This is a genomic window from Flavobacterium sp. CLA17, from assembly GCF_013112255.2.
In the GTDB taxonomy this organism is placed as follows: Bacteria; Bacteroidota; Bacteroidia; order Flavobacteriales; family Flavobacteriaceae; genus Flavobacterium; species Flavobacterium circumlabens.
This window is the reverse complement of record NZ_CP068294.1, coordinates 1,667,526-1,681,264: the sequence shown is the minus strand read 5'-3', so window position 1 is coordinate 1,681,264 and position 13,739 is coordinate 1,667,526. Positions and strand designations below refer to the sequence as shown.

Annotated in this window: 18 protein-coding genes; 16 read left to right on the top strand and 2 right to left on the bottom strand. The window is 36.6% G+C overall.

Features of this window, described 5'->3' with window-relative positions:
- The first annotated feature begins 126 nt into the window (after window positions 1-126).
- The 16 genes from HAV12_RS07420 to HAV12_RS07350 all read left to right on the top strand — a co-directional run bounded on the left by HAV12_RS07420 (window position 127) and on the right by HAV12_RS07350 (window position 12,478).
- Window positions 127-2,034 (top strand): SPFH domain-containing protein, encoded by a 1,908-nt coding sequence (locus HAV12_RS07420; protein WP_171569091.1) that lies wholly within the window; start codon window positions 127-129, stop codon window positions 2,032-2,034.
- A gap of 224 nt (window positions 2,035-2,258) precedes the next feature.
- Window positions 2,259-2,447 carry a SymE family type I addiction module toxin gene (locus tag HAV12_RS07415; protein WP_171569090.1) on the top strand — a complete coding sequence of 63 codons (189 nt, stop codon included), beginning with the start codon at window positions 2,259-2,261 and terminating at the stop codon, window positions 2,445-2,447.
- 150 nt (window positions 2,448-2,597) lie between these two features.
- A complete protein-coding gene (locus HAV12_RS07410) occupies window positions 2,598-2,825 on the top strand; it encodes a hypothetical protein (RefSeq protein ID WP_171569089.1) in 228 nt (75 codons plus the stop codon).
- 214 nt (window positions 2,826-3,039) lie between these two features.
- Window positions 3,040-3,525: an SRPBCC domain-containing protein gene (locus tag HAV12_RS07405; RefSeq protein WP_171569088.1), complete on the top strand. Its 486-nt coding sequence runs from the start codon at window positions 3,040-3,042 to the stop codon at window positions 3,523-3,525.
- A 105-nt stretch (window positions 3,526-3,630) separates the two neighbouring features.
- Window positions 3,631-4,527 carry an NAD(P)H-binding protein gene (locus tag HAV12_RS07400; RefSeq protein WP_171569087.1) on the top strand — a complete coding sequence of 299 codons (897 nt, stop codon included), beginning with the start codon at window positions 3,631-3,633 and terminating at the stop codon, window positions 4,525-4,527.
- Between the two features lie 12 nt (window positions 4,528-4,539).
- Entirely contained in the window at window positions 4,540-5,454 is a 915-nt protein-coding gene (locus tag HAV12_RS07395; RefSeq protein WP_171569086.1) for an AraC family transcriptional regulator, read from the top strand.
- 146 nt (window positions 5,455-5,600) lie between these two features.
- A complete protein-coding gene (locus HAV12_RS07390; protein WP_132034819.1) occupies window positions 5,601-5,969 on the top strand; it encodes a nuclear transport factor 2 family protein in 369 nt (122 codons plus the stop codon).
- Between the two features lie 201 nt (window positions 5,970-6,170).
- Window positions 6,171-7,103, top strand: a complete 933-nt coding sequence (locus HAV12_RS07385; RefSeq protein WP_240345245.1) for a serine hydrolase — start codon at window positions 6,171-6,173, stop codon at window positions 7,101-7,103.
- Window positions 7,104-7,114: 11 nt separating this feature from the next.
- Complete coding sequence (locus HAV12_RS07380; RefSeq protein WP_171569084.1) at window positions 7,115-7,540, top strand: DUF1801 domain-containing protein; 426 nt, start codon at window positions 7,115-7,117, stop codon at window positions 7,538-7,540.
- Between the two features lie 8 nt (window positions 7,541-7,548).
- The gene (locus tag HAV12_RS07375; protein WP_171569083.1) at window positions 7,549-8,646 is read left to right on the top strand and encodes an MBL fold metallo-hydrolase; all 1,098 of its coding nucleotides are present in this window, start codon (window positions 7,549-7,551) and stop codon (window positions 8,644-8,646) included.
- 31 nt (window positions 8,647-8,677) lie between these two features.
- Window positions 8,678-9,802 carry a lactonase family protein gene (locus HAV12_RS07370; RefSeq protein ID WP_171569082.1) on the top strand — a complete coding sequence of 375 codons (1,125 nt, stop codon included), beginning with the start codon at window positions 8,678-8,680 and terminating at the stop codon, window positions 9,800-9,802.
- Between the two features lie 18 nt (window positions 9,803-9,820).
- On the top strand, window positions 9,821-10,354 hold the full coding sequence (locus HAV12_RS07365; protein WP_171569081.1) for a GNAT family N-acetyltransferase: 534 nt from the start codon (window positions 9,821-9,823) through the stop codon (window positions 10,352-10,354).
- Window positions 10,355-10,366: 12 nt separating this feature from the next.
- Window positions 10,367-10,948: a TIGR00730 family Rossman fold protein gene (locus tag HAV12_RS07360; RefSeq protein ID WP_171569080.1), complete on the top strand. Its 582-nt coding sequence runs from the start codon at window positions 10,367-10,369 to the stop codon at window positions 10,946-10,948.
- Between the two features lie 99 nt (window positions 10,949-11,047).
- Window positions 11,048-11,515 carry an SRPBCC family protein gene (locus HAV12_RS07355; protein ID WP_132034806.1) on the top strand — a complete coding sequence of 156 codons (468 nt, stop codon included), beginning with the start codon at window positions 11,048-11,050 and terminating at the stop codon, window positions 11,513-11,515.
- Window positions 11,516-11,630: 115 nt separating this feature from the next.
- Window positions 11,631-11,792, top strand: coding sequence for an iron chaperone (locus HAV12_RS23050; RefSeq protein ID WP_370528480.1), 162 nt, complete (start codon window positions 11,631-11,633; stop codon window positions 11,790-11,792).
- A gap of 5 nt (window positions 11,793-11,797) precedes the next feature.
- The gene (locus HAV12_RS07350) at window positions 11,798-12,478 is read left to right on the top strand and encodes a 2'-5' RNA ligase family protein (RefSeq protein WP_171569079.1); all 681 of its coding nucleotides are present in this window, start codon (window positions 11,798-11,800) and stop codon (window positions 12,476-12,478) included.
- A 126-nt stretch (window positions 12,479-12,604) separates the two neighbouring features.
- Here HAV12_RS07350 and HAV12_RS07345 read toward each other — a convergent pair whose 3' ends face one another.
- A complete protein-coding gene (locus HAV12_RS07345; protein ID WP_171569078.1) occupies window positions 12,605-12,967 on the bottom strand; it encodes a VOC family protein in 363 nt (120 codons plus the stop codon).
- A 35-nt stretch (window positions 12,968-13,002) separates the two neighbouring features.
- Window positions 13,003-13,701 (bottom strand): DUF2625 domain-containing protein, encoded by a 699-nt coding sequence (locus tag HAV12_RS07340; protein WP_240345244.1) that lies wholly within the window; start codon window positions 13,699-13,701, stop codon window positions 13,003-13,005.
- Between the last annotated feature and the right edge of the window lie 38 nt (window positions 13,702-13,739).

The window sequence follows — 13,739 nt, the reverse complement described above, 5'->3', positions numbered from 1 at the left end:
TCCAACGATATAAAATCGAATTAATTTTAACACTTTCAGTCCAAAATCATCAAATGTTAATTTTAAAAATATTTCATTTTAATAGGAAATATTTCGATTACGTTTGTAGTATAAATTTAAATAACTATGACTGAAATTACTTCTTATTGGTGGGTACTCTTACTTGTATTCTCCATCTTGTTTTACAAATTTGTACTTCGTGTGTTCTTCGGAATGGTAATCGTTCCCGAAGACAAAATTGGTCTCGTGACCAAAAAATTCGTTTTGTTTGGTGCCGACAAATCCCTTCCCGATAGCAGAATTATCGCTACAAAAGGGGAAGCTGGTTACCAGGCGCAAACTTTAGCCCCGGGATTGTACTGGGGAATGTGGATCTGGCAATATACGGTAGACATGACGGGTTTTACGATCATTCCGGAAGGCAAAATCGGGCTTGTTTTATCTAAAGATGGAAAGGAAATACCAACCGGACGAATCCTGGCCCGAAAAGTAGACAGCGACAACTTTCAGGACGCCACAGCTTTCTTAAACAATGGCGGTCAGAAAGGACGTCAGACTGCGTTTATTACCACAGGTTCGTATCGTATTAATACATTTCTGTTTGAAATTGTAATGGCAGATCAGATCAAGATTTACGAAAACATGATCGGAATCGTTACGGCTCTCGATGGTGAACCAATTCCGCAAGGGCAAATTGCAGGAAAATTTGTAGAAGGGCACAACAACTTTCAGGATTTCGATCAGTTTCTGGACAAAGGCGGAAACCGTGGTTTACAGCCTCAGGTGATGCTGGCAGGTTCTTATTACATCAATACATGGGCAATCCTGATTGAACAGAATCCAATGACCGATGTACCTATTGGTTATGTTGGAGTTGTAATCTCGTATATTGGCGAAGACGGACAGGATGTAACCGGTGATACTTTCAAACACGGAAATATTGTTTCAAAAGGACAGCGTGGGGTTTGGATGGAACCACTAGGCCCTGGAAAATATGCCTTAAACAAATACACCACTAAACTGGAAGCCGTTCCGACCACCAACCTGGTTTTAAACTGGGCGAATGCAAGAAGTGAATCTCATGATTTAGATAAAAATCTGTCTACAATTACCGTTCGTTCAAAAGATGGTTTCCCGTTTAATCTGGATGTCGCACAAATCATTCACGTTCCGGCTGCCGAAGCACCAAAAGTTATTGCCCGTTTCGGAAGCATGAACAATCTGGTTTCTCAGGTTTTAGAACCAACAATTGGTAACTATTTCAGAAACTCGGCTCAGGACAGCGATGTAATTTCGTTCCTGTCGACCAGAAAAGAACGTCAGGAATCTGCCAAAAACCACATCAAACTGGTCTTGGACGAATACAATGTAAATGCCGTTGATACCTTAATTGGTGATATCGTTCCGCCGGATTCCTTAATGAAAACACTAACCGACAGAAAATTGGCCGAAGAAGAACAAAAAACCTACCAAACGCAAAGAATGGCGCAGGAACAACGTCAGGGAATGGAAAAAGAAACGGCAATTGCCGATATGCAGAAAGAAATCGTTCGCGCTTCGCAAAGTGTTGAAATCGCACAGCGTACGGCAGATGCCACCGTTAAAAAAGCAGAAGGAGATGCAACCAGTTTAAAACTAAATGTAAACGCTGAAGCCGAAGCGACAAAAATGCGTGCTAATGCGGAGGCCGAAGCAACAAAAGCGAGAGCCGGAGCACAAGCCGAAGCGACCAAACTTACCGCAAGCGCTGAGGCCGAAAGAATCTCTAAAACCGGTCTAGCCGAAGCTGAAAAGATTATGGCAATTGGTAAATCTACAGCTGAATCGTATCAATTACAAGTTACGGCGATGGGTGGCGATAATTTCACCCGATACAAAGTAACCGAAGAAATTGGTAAAGGAAACATCAAAGTAATTCCGGATGTATTAATCACCGGAAATGGTGGTTCTGATGGCTCTATCAGCGGATTGTTAGGCTTGAAACTGATGGAAATGATGGATACCGATAAAAATGTAAAGAATCCTAAAAAATAATTCATTTCAATTTTTAGTACTAAATCCGATTTGTGAAAGCAGGTCGGATTTTTTTGTTCCTAAAATAATTTTAAACCAGTCAGTTCAATATTTTTTTGACTTATTTTTCTTTTAAATTATATAAATAATAAACATGTCGTATTTTAATATGACAGATTTCTCGGCAATTTGAATGACATTTGATTTATGACACGAGATCACATTTTTTATGTAATTATATGACAATGATAAATTCAAGAAAACTAAAAATTCACGCGATATACAAATCAAGAAATCGTAAAATCACAACAACTCCTGTAATAAGACTTGCTGGTAAATGGCTTAAAGAACTTGGATTCATTGAAGGTCAAATGATAAACATAAAACAACAAAAAAATAGGCTCACCATCACAATTGAAAAAGAACCTAAATAATCATTTTTCTTTCAACCAAAAAAACAGAGATATTTAATAACTTTATCACTAAATAATTAAGGTTATGAAAGAGATTTATATTGTTGAATTTCCATCAAGTTTAGGTTTAAAAGAACCGTAAACCTTACTCCCGCATCGGAGAAAAAGACGATGACTATTGAAATTTCAAACTCCACTATAAAAAAATATGAAAATGGAAATTTGCTGTCTGAAAATACTTTTTCCATACAAACCCAAAATTCAATTTACGGCGACAACAAAAAAATGATTGTAATCGAGAACAGAACCAGTCAATCTTTTGAAATTAAAGACAACAAATTATATTTAAATGACGAATGCCATGATTGCTATCAATCTGAATACGTTCGAATAAAATAAACTCGTCTGTAATAAATTCCAAAGTTTAAATTCCAAAATTCAAAATCCAACAATCCAACAATCCAACAATCTAAAAATCCAACAATCTAAAAATCTAAAAATCTAAAAATCTAAAAAATCTGTCCGAATCTACCCTTAAAATTGTCCTTAAACAACCTAAGTTATTGATTTATAGAATGTAAATTTGTTTTATTAATTTCTAAAATCATACACTATGAGTACACAGGATTTTACCACAACTCTTATCACTGATCATTCTGCGGAGGACGTTTTTAATGCCGTTACCAACGTTCGTGGCTGGTGGTCGGAGGAAATAGAAGGAAATACAGCTCAATTGAATGATACCTTTCAATATCATTACGAAGATGTGCATCGCTGTAAAGTGAAATTGACTGAAGTGATTCCCAACCGCAAAATAGTCTGGTTGGTAGAGGAAAACTATTTTAAGTTTACGGAAGACGAAAAAGAATGGACAGGTACTAAACCAACTTTTGAAATTGCGGAAAAAGATGGAAAAACAGAACTTCGTTTCACCCATTTTGGCTTAGTTCCCGATTATGAATGTTTTGAAATCTGCAGGGATTCATGGACGAATTACATTCAAAACAGCCTTAAGAAACTTATTACAACCGGCAAAGGTCAGCCAAATGGCAAAGACAAACCTCAAACCGAAAACGAAAAGAAATTGTCGACAAAATAATTCCAAAAAGACATTACTCTTGTTTTAGGCTAAGATAATAGTAGATTTGACTACAGCTCTTGTTATGATGTTGCAGAACTTTGTCACATCATAAAAAACAGACAAATGAAAATTATTATTACAGGTTCCCTGGGGAACATCAGCAAGCCACTGGCTCAGGAGTTAGTGCAAAAAGGACATCAGGTTACGGTAATTAGCAGCAACACTGAGAAACAAGCAGAAATTGAAATCCTGGGAGCTTCGGCAACCATTGGTTCTGTAGAAGATGCCGCTTTCTTGACCAAGACTTTTACGGGAGCAGATGCCGTATATTGTATGGTTCCAAGAGCCAATTATTTCGATCCTAATCTTGACCTGGATGCTTTTACACGTACAATCGGAAATAATTATGCCGAAGCCATCCAAAAATCAGGCGTAAAACGCGTGGTCTTTTTGAGTAGTATTGGTGCTCATTTAGAGAAAAATTCGGGTATTATTCTTCGTTATCACGAAATTGAAGCTGTCCTGAACAAACTTACAGACGTCGCGATTACGTTTATGCGTCCGACTTCGTTCTTTTATAATTTAGAAGCTTATATTCCACAGATTAAATTTCAGGGAGTTATTGCTACGAATTACGGAGCTGAAAAAACGATACCATTTGTCTCTCCACTGGACATTGCGTCTGCCATTGCAGAAGAAATCACAACTCCGCTTAACGGCAAAAAAGTACGTTATGTAGCCAGTGAGGAACTTACAGGCAATGAAACGGCTCGCATTTTAGGTACCGCAATTGGAAAACCGGATTTGAAATGGGTTTTAATCAGCGATGAAGAAGCCTTAAACGGTTTAGTAAATGTGGGAATGCAGCCAAAAATCGCAGCAGGCCTGATCGAAATGTACGCCGGACTTTACAATGGGTTGCTCGGTGAAGATTATTACCAAAACAGGCCCGCAGTAATGGGGAAAACAAAACTGGCTGATTACGCCAAAGAATTTGCTTCCGTTTATAATCAGAAATAAGTACCTTAGCCTATGGCAAATCAACAACCTCTCCGAATAAAAAGTATCAGCGAATTTCATGAGTTTCGTGATTTGCCAAAACCCGAGCATCCTTTAGTGAGCGTTTATAATTTCGAAGATTTAAAATATCTGAACGAAAATGAACCGAGAAGCCTAATGCTTGACTTTTATTCGATTGCATTAAAACGAGGTGCAAATGCCAAAATGAAATACGGGCAGCAGGAATATGATTTTAAGGAAGGGGTTTTGTTATTTATCTCGCCGGGTCAGGTTTTTTCTATAGAAGGCAATGCAGAGTTACAACATACAGGATGGTCTTTATTGATCCATCCTGATTTTTTATGGAATACACCGCTTGCTAAAAAGATCAAACAATACGAGTATTTTGGCTATTCGGTTCATGAAGCCCTGCATCTTTCAGACAAAGAAGAGAAAATGATTATCAATATAATCAAAAATATTCAGCAGGAATATCAGTCAAATATTGATAAATTCAGCCAGGATGTTATTATCGCTCAAATTGAATTGCTGCTTACGTATGCAGAACGTTTTTACAACCGCCAGTTTATTACACGAAAAATAAGCAATCATCAGATTCTGGCCCGCTTAGAAAACTTGCTGGAGGAGTATTTCAGCACTAATACTTTGACTAAAAACGGTTTACCAACAGTTCATTATATTGCAGAAACCTTAAATGTCACTCCCAATTATTTAAGCGTATTGCTAAAAACACTCACCGGTCAAAGCACACAACAGCACATTCATGATAAATTGATCGAAAAAGCAAAAGAAAAACTTTCCACAACCGATTTATCGATTAGCGAAATTGCTTTTGAACTGGGTTTTGAGCATCAGCAGTCGTTCAGTAAATTATTCAAAACCAAAACAAGGGTTTCTCCTTTAGAATTCAGACAATCTTTTAACTAATAAAAGAAATCTTCTCCTTCTGAAAACAATTCATAATTTTCATAAATTCGCTACTTCGTCTCGTGGTAAAAGTTAATTAAGCAATAATTATTTAAATTTTTAGACCGTTATTTCATAACTTAGTTAGCTTTTAAATTTTTGAAATCATGACTAAGAAATATATTGCAAAGGACTTTTTGAAACTGGCAGCAAAAGGGCATTCGCATGAGGCATTTCGCCTTTATGTGGGTGTGGGTTTTAAGCATCATAATGTTTATTTTAAAGGAGATGCCAATACTTTGATGCTGGCAATGGAGGAATCGTCCCGGCAAAATCCAAATAAGATTTTTGAAATTCATCATACGATTGGAGATAAAGAAATGGTTGCCGTACATTCGCATGTAAAGCAAAACAGCAAGGACCACGGTGTTGCAGTAGTTCATATTTTCAGGTTTGAATCTGATAAAATAGTAGAACTTTGGGATTTAGGACAAGCCGTTCCTGCTAAAATGATCAACGAAAACGGAATGTTCTAATATAGTCGCAGTTTTCAATCGCAGTTTGCTACTGAGACTGAAAACTGAGACTGAGACCGAGACTGAAAACTATAAAACAAACTAAATCCAAACATAACCCTAATGCTACGAGCTTCCTTTTTATTCTCTTTCCTTTTCTTACTGTTAAGTAACCATTCATTTTCGCAAAAAAAAGACCAATTAAACGTCCAAATAGACAGTTTGATTAAAGTTACGGAACCTAAATTTAATGGTGTTGTCGTTATTTCCAAAAAAGGAAAAACAGTTTATACCAAAGTACAGGGTTTTGCTGATTTTGATAAAAAGACAGCGTTGACAATCGACAGCGAATTTGAAATCATGTCAAACACCAGACAAATTACAGCAGTGTTGATTTTGAAAGAAGTTGAGAAAGGCAGAATTGACCTGAAATCTCCCATAAAAAAATACCTGCCTTATCTAACCCAGCCCTGGGCAGATTCTGTAACGGTCCATCAATTATTGAATCATTCACATGGAATCACAGATTTGCAAAAACCTTTGCTTTTCAAGTCCGGAACAGATTTTAAATATGGTAATTTAAGTTATGGTTTATTAGGTCAGATTATTGCGTTTACGGCTAAAAAAAGTTATTCGGAAGTAGCCAATGCACTTTTTAAGAAGTTACAAATGAAAAATACTTTTTGCTATTCTAAAAACGAAAATAAAAACTTAGTATCAGGTTACCTCAATACGAACAATACTTTCAAAAAGGTCGAAGAATCTATAATTACATCTGAAAGTGTCGCATCTAATGGAATTATTTCTACCGTAAATGATTTGGCTATCTGGAACAACAATCTTCACAAAGGAAAGATACTGAAGCCCGAATCGTACCAACTCATGATTCATTACAATATAAAAGCACAGCACAATATTTTTGGAAAAGAAAAACAAGGGTACGGATACGGACTGAGAATTGTAGACAAAGAAACGCCAAAATATAGAGGCCATACCGGTTTAGGGGATGGTTTTTCTTCTGTAAATTTGTATTTCCCAAAAAGTGATGTCAGTTTGATTATTTTGGAAAATCAGACCAACGAAAATTCAGATTTGTTATATAATGCTGAGATTAAGATCAAAAATATCCTTTTGAAAAGTGATGTACTGAATTAAAATAAAACACAGTGGCAAAGAATAAAACTACCGAAACCCAAAGCAATGTTGTTGATTTTATAAATATTTTCGTTGAAGAAGAGACGAAAAAAAAGGATGCGTTTGAATTGATCAGCATAATGCAGGAAATTACAGGTTTCGAACCCAAAATGTGGGGACCCAGTATTATTGGTTTCGGGAGTTACCACTATAAATATGCCAGCGGCCATGAAGGTGATGCACCGCTTGTTGCCTTTTCGCCAAGAAAAGCTGCCATTTCACTTTACCTCTATACTTCACCCGAAAACAGAGAAGAAATACTTTCTGAATTAGGAAAACATAAAGCTTCAAAAGGTTGTATTTATATTAAAAAATTAGCCGACATTGAACCTGAAGTACTAAAAAAAATGATTTTACATTCATTCGAATATTTAAAAAATTTATATCCCTCAAATTAAATACCACTATGGCTATTACCCTACTGATTCTTTTACTTGCCTTCCTTATTTACGTTTTCAAACATCCTCGATATGGTAAAAAACCAGCTGGTGAAAGATTGGCTTTACTACAAAAATCACCACAATTTAAAAACGGCAGATTCGAAAACCAAAACTTCACGCCTGAACTTGCAGAAGGTTACGGCTATTTTAATATCATCTCTGATTTTTTGTTTAAAAAGGTAGACAGAAAAATTCCGAAAGATTTAATTCCCTCCATCAAGACCAATTTACTGGAACTTGCGATTGATCAGGATGTTTTAATCTGGTTTGGACACTCTTCTTATTTCATTCAGCTTGAAGGAAAACGATTTTTGATAGATCCCGTTTTTAGCGGCAACGCCTCTCCTGTTTACGGAACTACAAAAGCATTTAAAGGAACTGATATTTACACGGCTGAAGATTTTCCTTCAATTGATTATTTATTAATCACTCACGATCATTATGACCATCTGGATTACGCAACGATTTTGAAACTGAAGCCAAAAATCAAAAAAGTAATCTGTGCGCTTGGTGTGGGTTCACATTTTGAATTTTGGGGCTTTCCAACAAACGATATTATCGAAAGAGACTGGCATGAAAAAATAGAACTTGATTCCAATCTGACACTTTATACCACTCCGTCCCGACATTTTTCGGGCAGGGGAATTAAACGCTGCAATACACTTTGGACTTCCTTTGTGTTAGAAACCCAAAATTTTAAGATGTATCTCGGCGGCGACAGCGGTTATGATACTCACTTTGCAGAAATTGGCGCTAAATTTGGCCCTTTCGATCTGGCACTAATCGATAACGGTCAGTACAATCCTGCATGGAGATATATTCATAATTTGCCCGAAGATGTCATCAAAGCGATGAAAGACCTCAAAGCAAAAAGAGTTTTTCCGGTACATTCCTCAAAATTCGCACTGGCCCTGCATCCGTGGGATGAACCTTTGAAAAAAGTGACGGAATTAAATGATTTATCAGAAAATCCAATTCCGTTAATTACGCCAATGATCGGTGAATTAGTCGAACTGAAAAATGAAAATCAGCAATTTCAGCAGTGGTGGAAAGGCGTAGAATAAATGATTAAAATAACCCTTAAAACCGAAAAACTTGAAATTAAAATTTAATCTGTTCGTACTTTTTTCACTACTATCATGCACTGCCTTTTCCCAAAACACCTACGTTTTTTTAGGTTCCTACAACAGGGATAAAGCGGCAGAATCTATTGTCATATATCAGCTGGATACTTTAAAGGGTAAGCTAACCAAAATAACTGCAGCAAAAAACCTGATCAATCCGTCGTTTTTGACTGTATCCCCAAACGGAAAATACGTTTATGCCTGCACGGACAGTAAAACACCAAATGCAGGAAGCGTCAGCAGTTTCGAATTTAATCCACAAAATAAAACCCTAACTTTTTTAAACAAACAGTCCAGTGGCGGCGAAAATCCGGTTTACGTTTCGGTTCATAAAAGTGGTAAATGGCTTGTAAATGGCAATTATACCGAAGGAAGTGTTTCGGTTCATCCTTTGTTGGAAAATGGCAAAATAGATTCTATTGTGCAAAATTTTCAATATCAGGATGGAAGTGTCCATAAAGAAAGGCAAACCCGTTCCCATATTCATTCTACCATCTTTTCGCCACAATTTGATTATGTATTCCTGCCTGATTTGGGCGCTGATAAAATCCGTTGTTATCAATTTGATGAAACCCTGAAACAGCCTTTAGTTGAAGCCCCCATTCCCTTTACCAAAACAGATCCGGAGAGCGGACCGCGGCATTTGACTTTTCATCCGAATCAGAAATTCGGGTATTGTATCGAAGAAATGTCAGGATCCATAAGTGTTTACCAATATGAAAACGGAAGTTTAAAAAAGATCCAGCGCATCAACACACATCCGGATTCCATTACCGAAGGTTTTGAAAGTTCAGACATTCATATTGCGCCTGACGGAAAATTTTTATATGCCACCAACAGAGGGAAAGAAAACAACATTGCCATTTTTTCTATCGATGCCAACGGACTTTTGACAAGTATTGGCTATCAGTCGACTTTAGGAAAACATCCCCGGATTTTTGCAATTGATGAAACCGGAAAATTCCTGATCGCATCCAATGTCCTTACCGGAAATGTTATTGTTTTCAAACGGAATCCAAAAACGGGCTTGCTTAAAAAAACGGGAAAAGAAGTAAAACTGGAAAATGTTTCCTGTGTTCAGATGAAAAAAATATAACTTTAAAAACCGCTCAAAATGAATACATCCCTTTTAAATCTACAGCCTGAAACTTTAGAAGATGATCTGACAAAATTAATTCCTTTGCAGGAAAATCATTTTGAAGAACTTTACACAGTTGCTTCAGATCCTTTAATCTGGGAGCAGCATCCGAATAAAAACCGCTATGAAAGAGAGGTTTTCCAAAATTTCTTTGAAGGTGCCATGGAAAGCAAGGGCGCGTTTCTTATTGTCGATAAAAATATAGGCGAAATAGCCGGAAGTACCCGATTTTACGACTATGAACCGGAAAACAAAAGTGTTTTTATCGGCTATACTTTTTACGGAAGAAAGTTTTGGGGCACCGGATTTAATGCTCAGGTAAAAAAAATGATGCTGGATTATGCTTTTAAATCTGTCGATAAAGTTCAGTTTCATATTGGGGCAGAAAATTACCGTTCCCAAAAAGCAATAGAAAAACTCGGTGCCGTAAAAACAGAAGAAATAGAGGTCGCTTATTACAACGAACCATCCCGTCATAATTTTGTGTACGAAATAAAAAAACAAGAATAAAACAAAAACAGCATGAAAAGAATTACTGTATTCTGCGGCTCCAGCTTTGGAACGGAAGAAATATACACAGAACAAGCGGCCTTGCTAGGAAAAACACTGGCCCAGCATAATATAGAATTGGTTTACGGAGGCGCCAATGTAGGCCTGATGGGTGCAGTGGCAGACGGAACACTCAGTGAAGGCGGAAAAGTAATTGGTGTTTTACCCGATTTCCTGCGTTCCAAAGAAATTGCACATCAGGGACTGACCGAATTAATTTTAGTCGAAAGCATGCACGAAAGAAAAACCAAAATGAATAATTTATGCGATGGCGTCATTGCACTTCCGGGTGGTTTCGGAACTCTCGAAGAACTATTTGAAATGCTGACATGGGCGCAATTAGGCTTACATAAAAAACCCATTGCGATTTTAAACATAAACGGCTTTTATGATTCTCTAATAGCACTGACCCAGACCATGGTCGATAAAGGTTTCCTGAAAAACGTCAATAAAGAAATGCTTTTGGTAAGTGACAATATCGAGGATTTATTACACAAAATGAAGCATTACGTAGCGCCAACTACCGGAAAATGGATTGATAAAGAGAAAATATAAACCTTAAAATTAAATTTCATAAATTAGAGGTTTTAGGTCTCAGTCTCAGATCTCAGATGACATTTTACATTTTACAAAAACATTTTACATTTATATTCTATGAAAACCGAGAACAATAAATTCGCAAAAGCCGAAATGCTGATAAGAAAACCTGTTTCAGAAGTTTTTCAGGCTTTTATAAATCCCGAAATCACCAGTAACTTTTGGTTTAGCAAGGGTTCGGGAAAATTAGAAGAAGACCAATCGACTGAATGGACCTGGGAAATGTATGGCTTTTCGCTGACGGTCTTAACGAAAGTGATCAAAGAAAATCAGAAGATTGTGATCGAATGGGGAAATCCGGATGAAATCACTTTAGTAGAATGGATTTTTACCCCGTTAAACGAAAGCGAAACTTTTGTAAGCATCACCAATTCAGGTCTAAAAGGAGATTCTGACACCATAATTGATCAGGTCCGAAATTCAACTGAAGGTTTTACTTTAGTTTTAGCCGGTGCAAAAGCCTATTTAGAACATCATATTCAACTTAATTTGGTGCTGGACAGATTTCCAAAAGGGCTGGCGTAGGAGGAGTTCTCAGTTTCAAGTTTCAAGTTTCAAGTTTCAAGTTTCAAGTTTCAGGTTCTGTACGGAACTTGAAACCTGAAACCTGAAACAAAAAAATCACATTGGCCTTTATACTTTGCCCAGCGGTCATGAAACATTCAAAGAGGAACTTTCAAAATATAAATCAGGAAAAGGTTCTGTACAATTTCCTTTAAACCAACCAATGCCATTTGCCTTAATTACCAAAATTGTAAAATTCAGGCTACAGGAAAATTTAGAAAAAGGAAAAATCAAATAACCCCAATGAATCTGACCGAACATTATAATCAGCTCTATAAAAAATCTTCCGAAGCTATTCTGGCCGGAAATTGCATTCCTGATTCTCAAATCAATAACGAATCTGATTCCCGATTTGGAATAACACTGCTCATTCGCCCAAACGATACCGTAAAAGCAAAGATTATGTTGTTTTTAGAAGCCTTAAAAGAAGTTGAACCTACACAATATTATTATCCGGATTCAGATATTCACATTACGGTAATGTCAATTATTTCCTGTTCGGAGGAATTCCGGTTAAATCAGATTTCGCCTAACGATTACATTGAAGTTATTTGTAAAAGTCTGGTAGATTTAGACGGCATTACAATTAAATTCAAAGGAGTTACAGCTTCTCCTTCTGCCTTGATGATTCAAGGTTTTCCGACTGATGAATCCCTGAATAACTTACGAAATAAACTGCGGGAGAATTTTAAGAATTCAACTTTACAACAAACTATAGACAGCCGCTATACTATCTCCGCTGCACATTCTACCGTAATGCGATTTCAGGAAGAACTTCAGCATTCGAAGCAATTAATCGAGGCCGTCGCAAAATTCCGTGATTTTGATTTTGGTGAATTTAAGGTTGAAAACTTAGAATTAGTTTATAATGATTGGTATCAGAGGAAAGGAAAAACAATTCATTTAGCAGATTTCATTATTTGATTTTTTAGGATACATTTTTTTGCTACGACCTGAGCGATAGTCAACAGGCAAAGCAATTTCACGAATTGAAATATGCTTAATTTTAATACAATTCGTGCCAATTCGTGAAATTCGTGGCAAAAAAAACTATTTATTAAACTTCCCAAAGTGCCATAAAACACCCGACGGATCGTGCAGAAAGCATTCGCTTCCCCAGTCTAAATGACGTGTTGGAGTTAATTTCACACCATATTTCTCTGTTACGTTAAGTTCCAGCAAATTCTGGTAATAACGCTCCACATCATCGACTTCAAGAAAGACCATCGTGTTTTCGATCCATTCTTTTGTGTAGTAATCCTGAAGATAAAAGGCAATTTCATCACTTTTAAAAACCGAAAAATTAGCTTCTAAAACCGTTTCTTCAAATCCAAGATCACGGTAAAAACTTCTTGATATTTCGAAATCTTTAGCACCAATAAAAGGCCTGATTGATTTGATTTTATGTTCCATTTTTATGTTTTTTGAAATTAATGTTCAAACCTGGTTTATTTATCAAAACCCATTTGTTTCCTTAAATCCATATTCAGACTATACTGTTCGGCAATGGGAATAATTTTTCTTGCATTTTTATCGATATCGCTTCCTTCCTTACTCCACAGAAAGGGATAAAAATTAAAAACTTCATCACCCTTTAATTTCGAAACTTCTGCTCTCCATCCTTTCCATCTGCTTCCTTCATAAAACTTCTCCAAATCGTTACCAAAACAAAATTGCAGGAATTCCGAATAAGTAATATCAAGTGGCTCGTATTCCAGATTATCAGGTGAAAAATAATATACCTTCCCGGAATCACTCCCTAATGCTCCTCCGTTCAAAATATAAAAACCTCCGACTGCATCATCTGCAATCAATAAAAAAGAAGGGTTTTCACCAAACTCTTTAAATGATTTTCCTTTATTCCAGTCAGGCAGCGTTCTGTTAAATTTTGCGTTTCCGGAACCTAAAATTCTTATCCAGCCATCATCAATCAAAATTCCTCCGGTCATAAAAACAATTGCTCCCATTGGTGAGTGGGTTGTAACTTGTGTTTGATACAAAGCTTCTTTTGCTTTTGATGCGTCTGCCGGTAAAACTTCTACTTTGTTTTTTGCATTTTTAATCCAGTCTTCTACAACAGTCCATTCCGGATCAGCTTTATTTATAAGTTCGTCAGCCTGTTTCATTTTATTTTGTGCTGATGTCATAAGAGTTATAAACATCACTATTATTATAAAAAAATTCC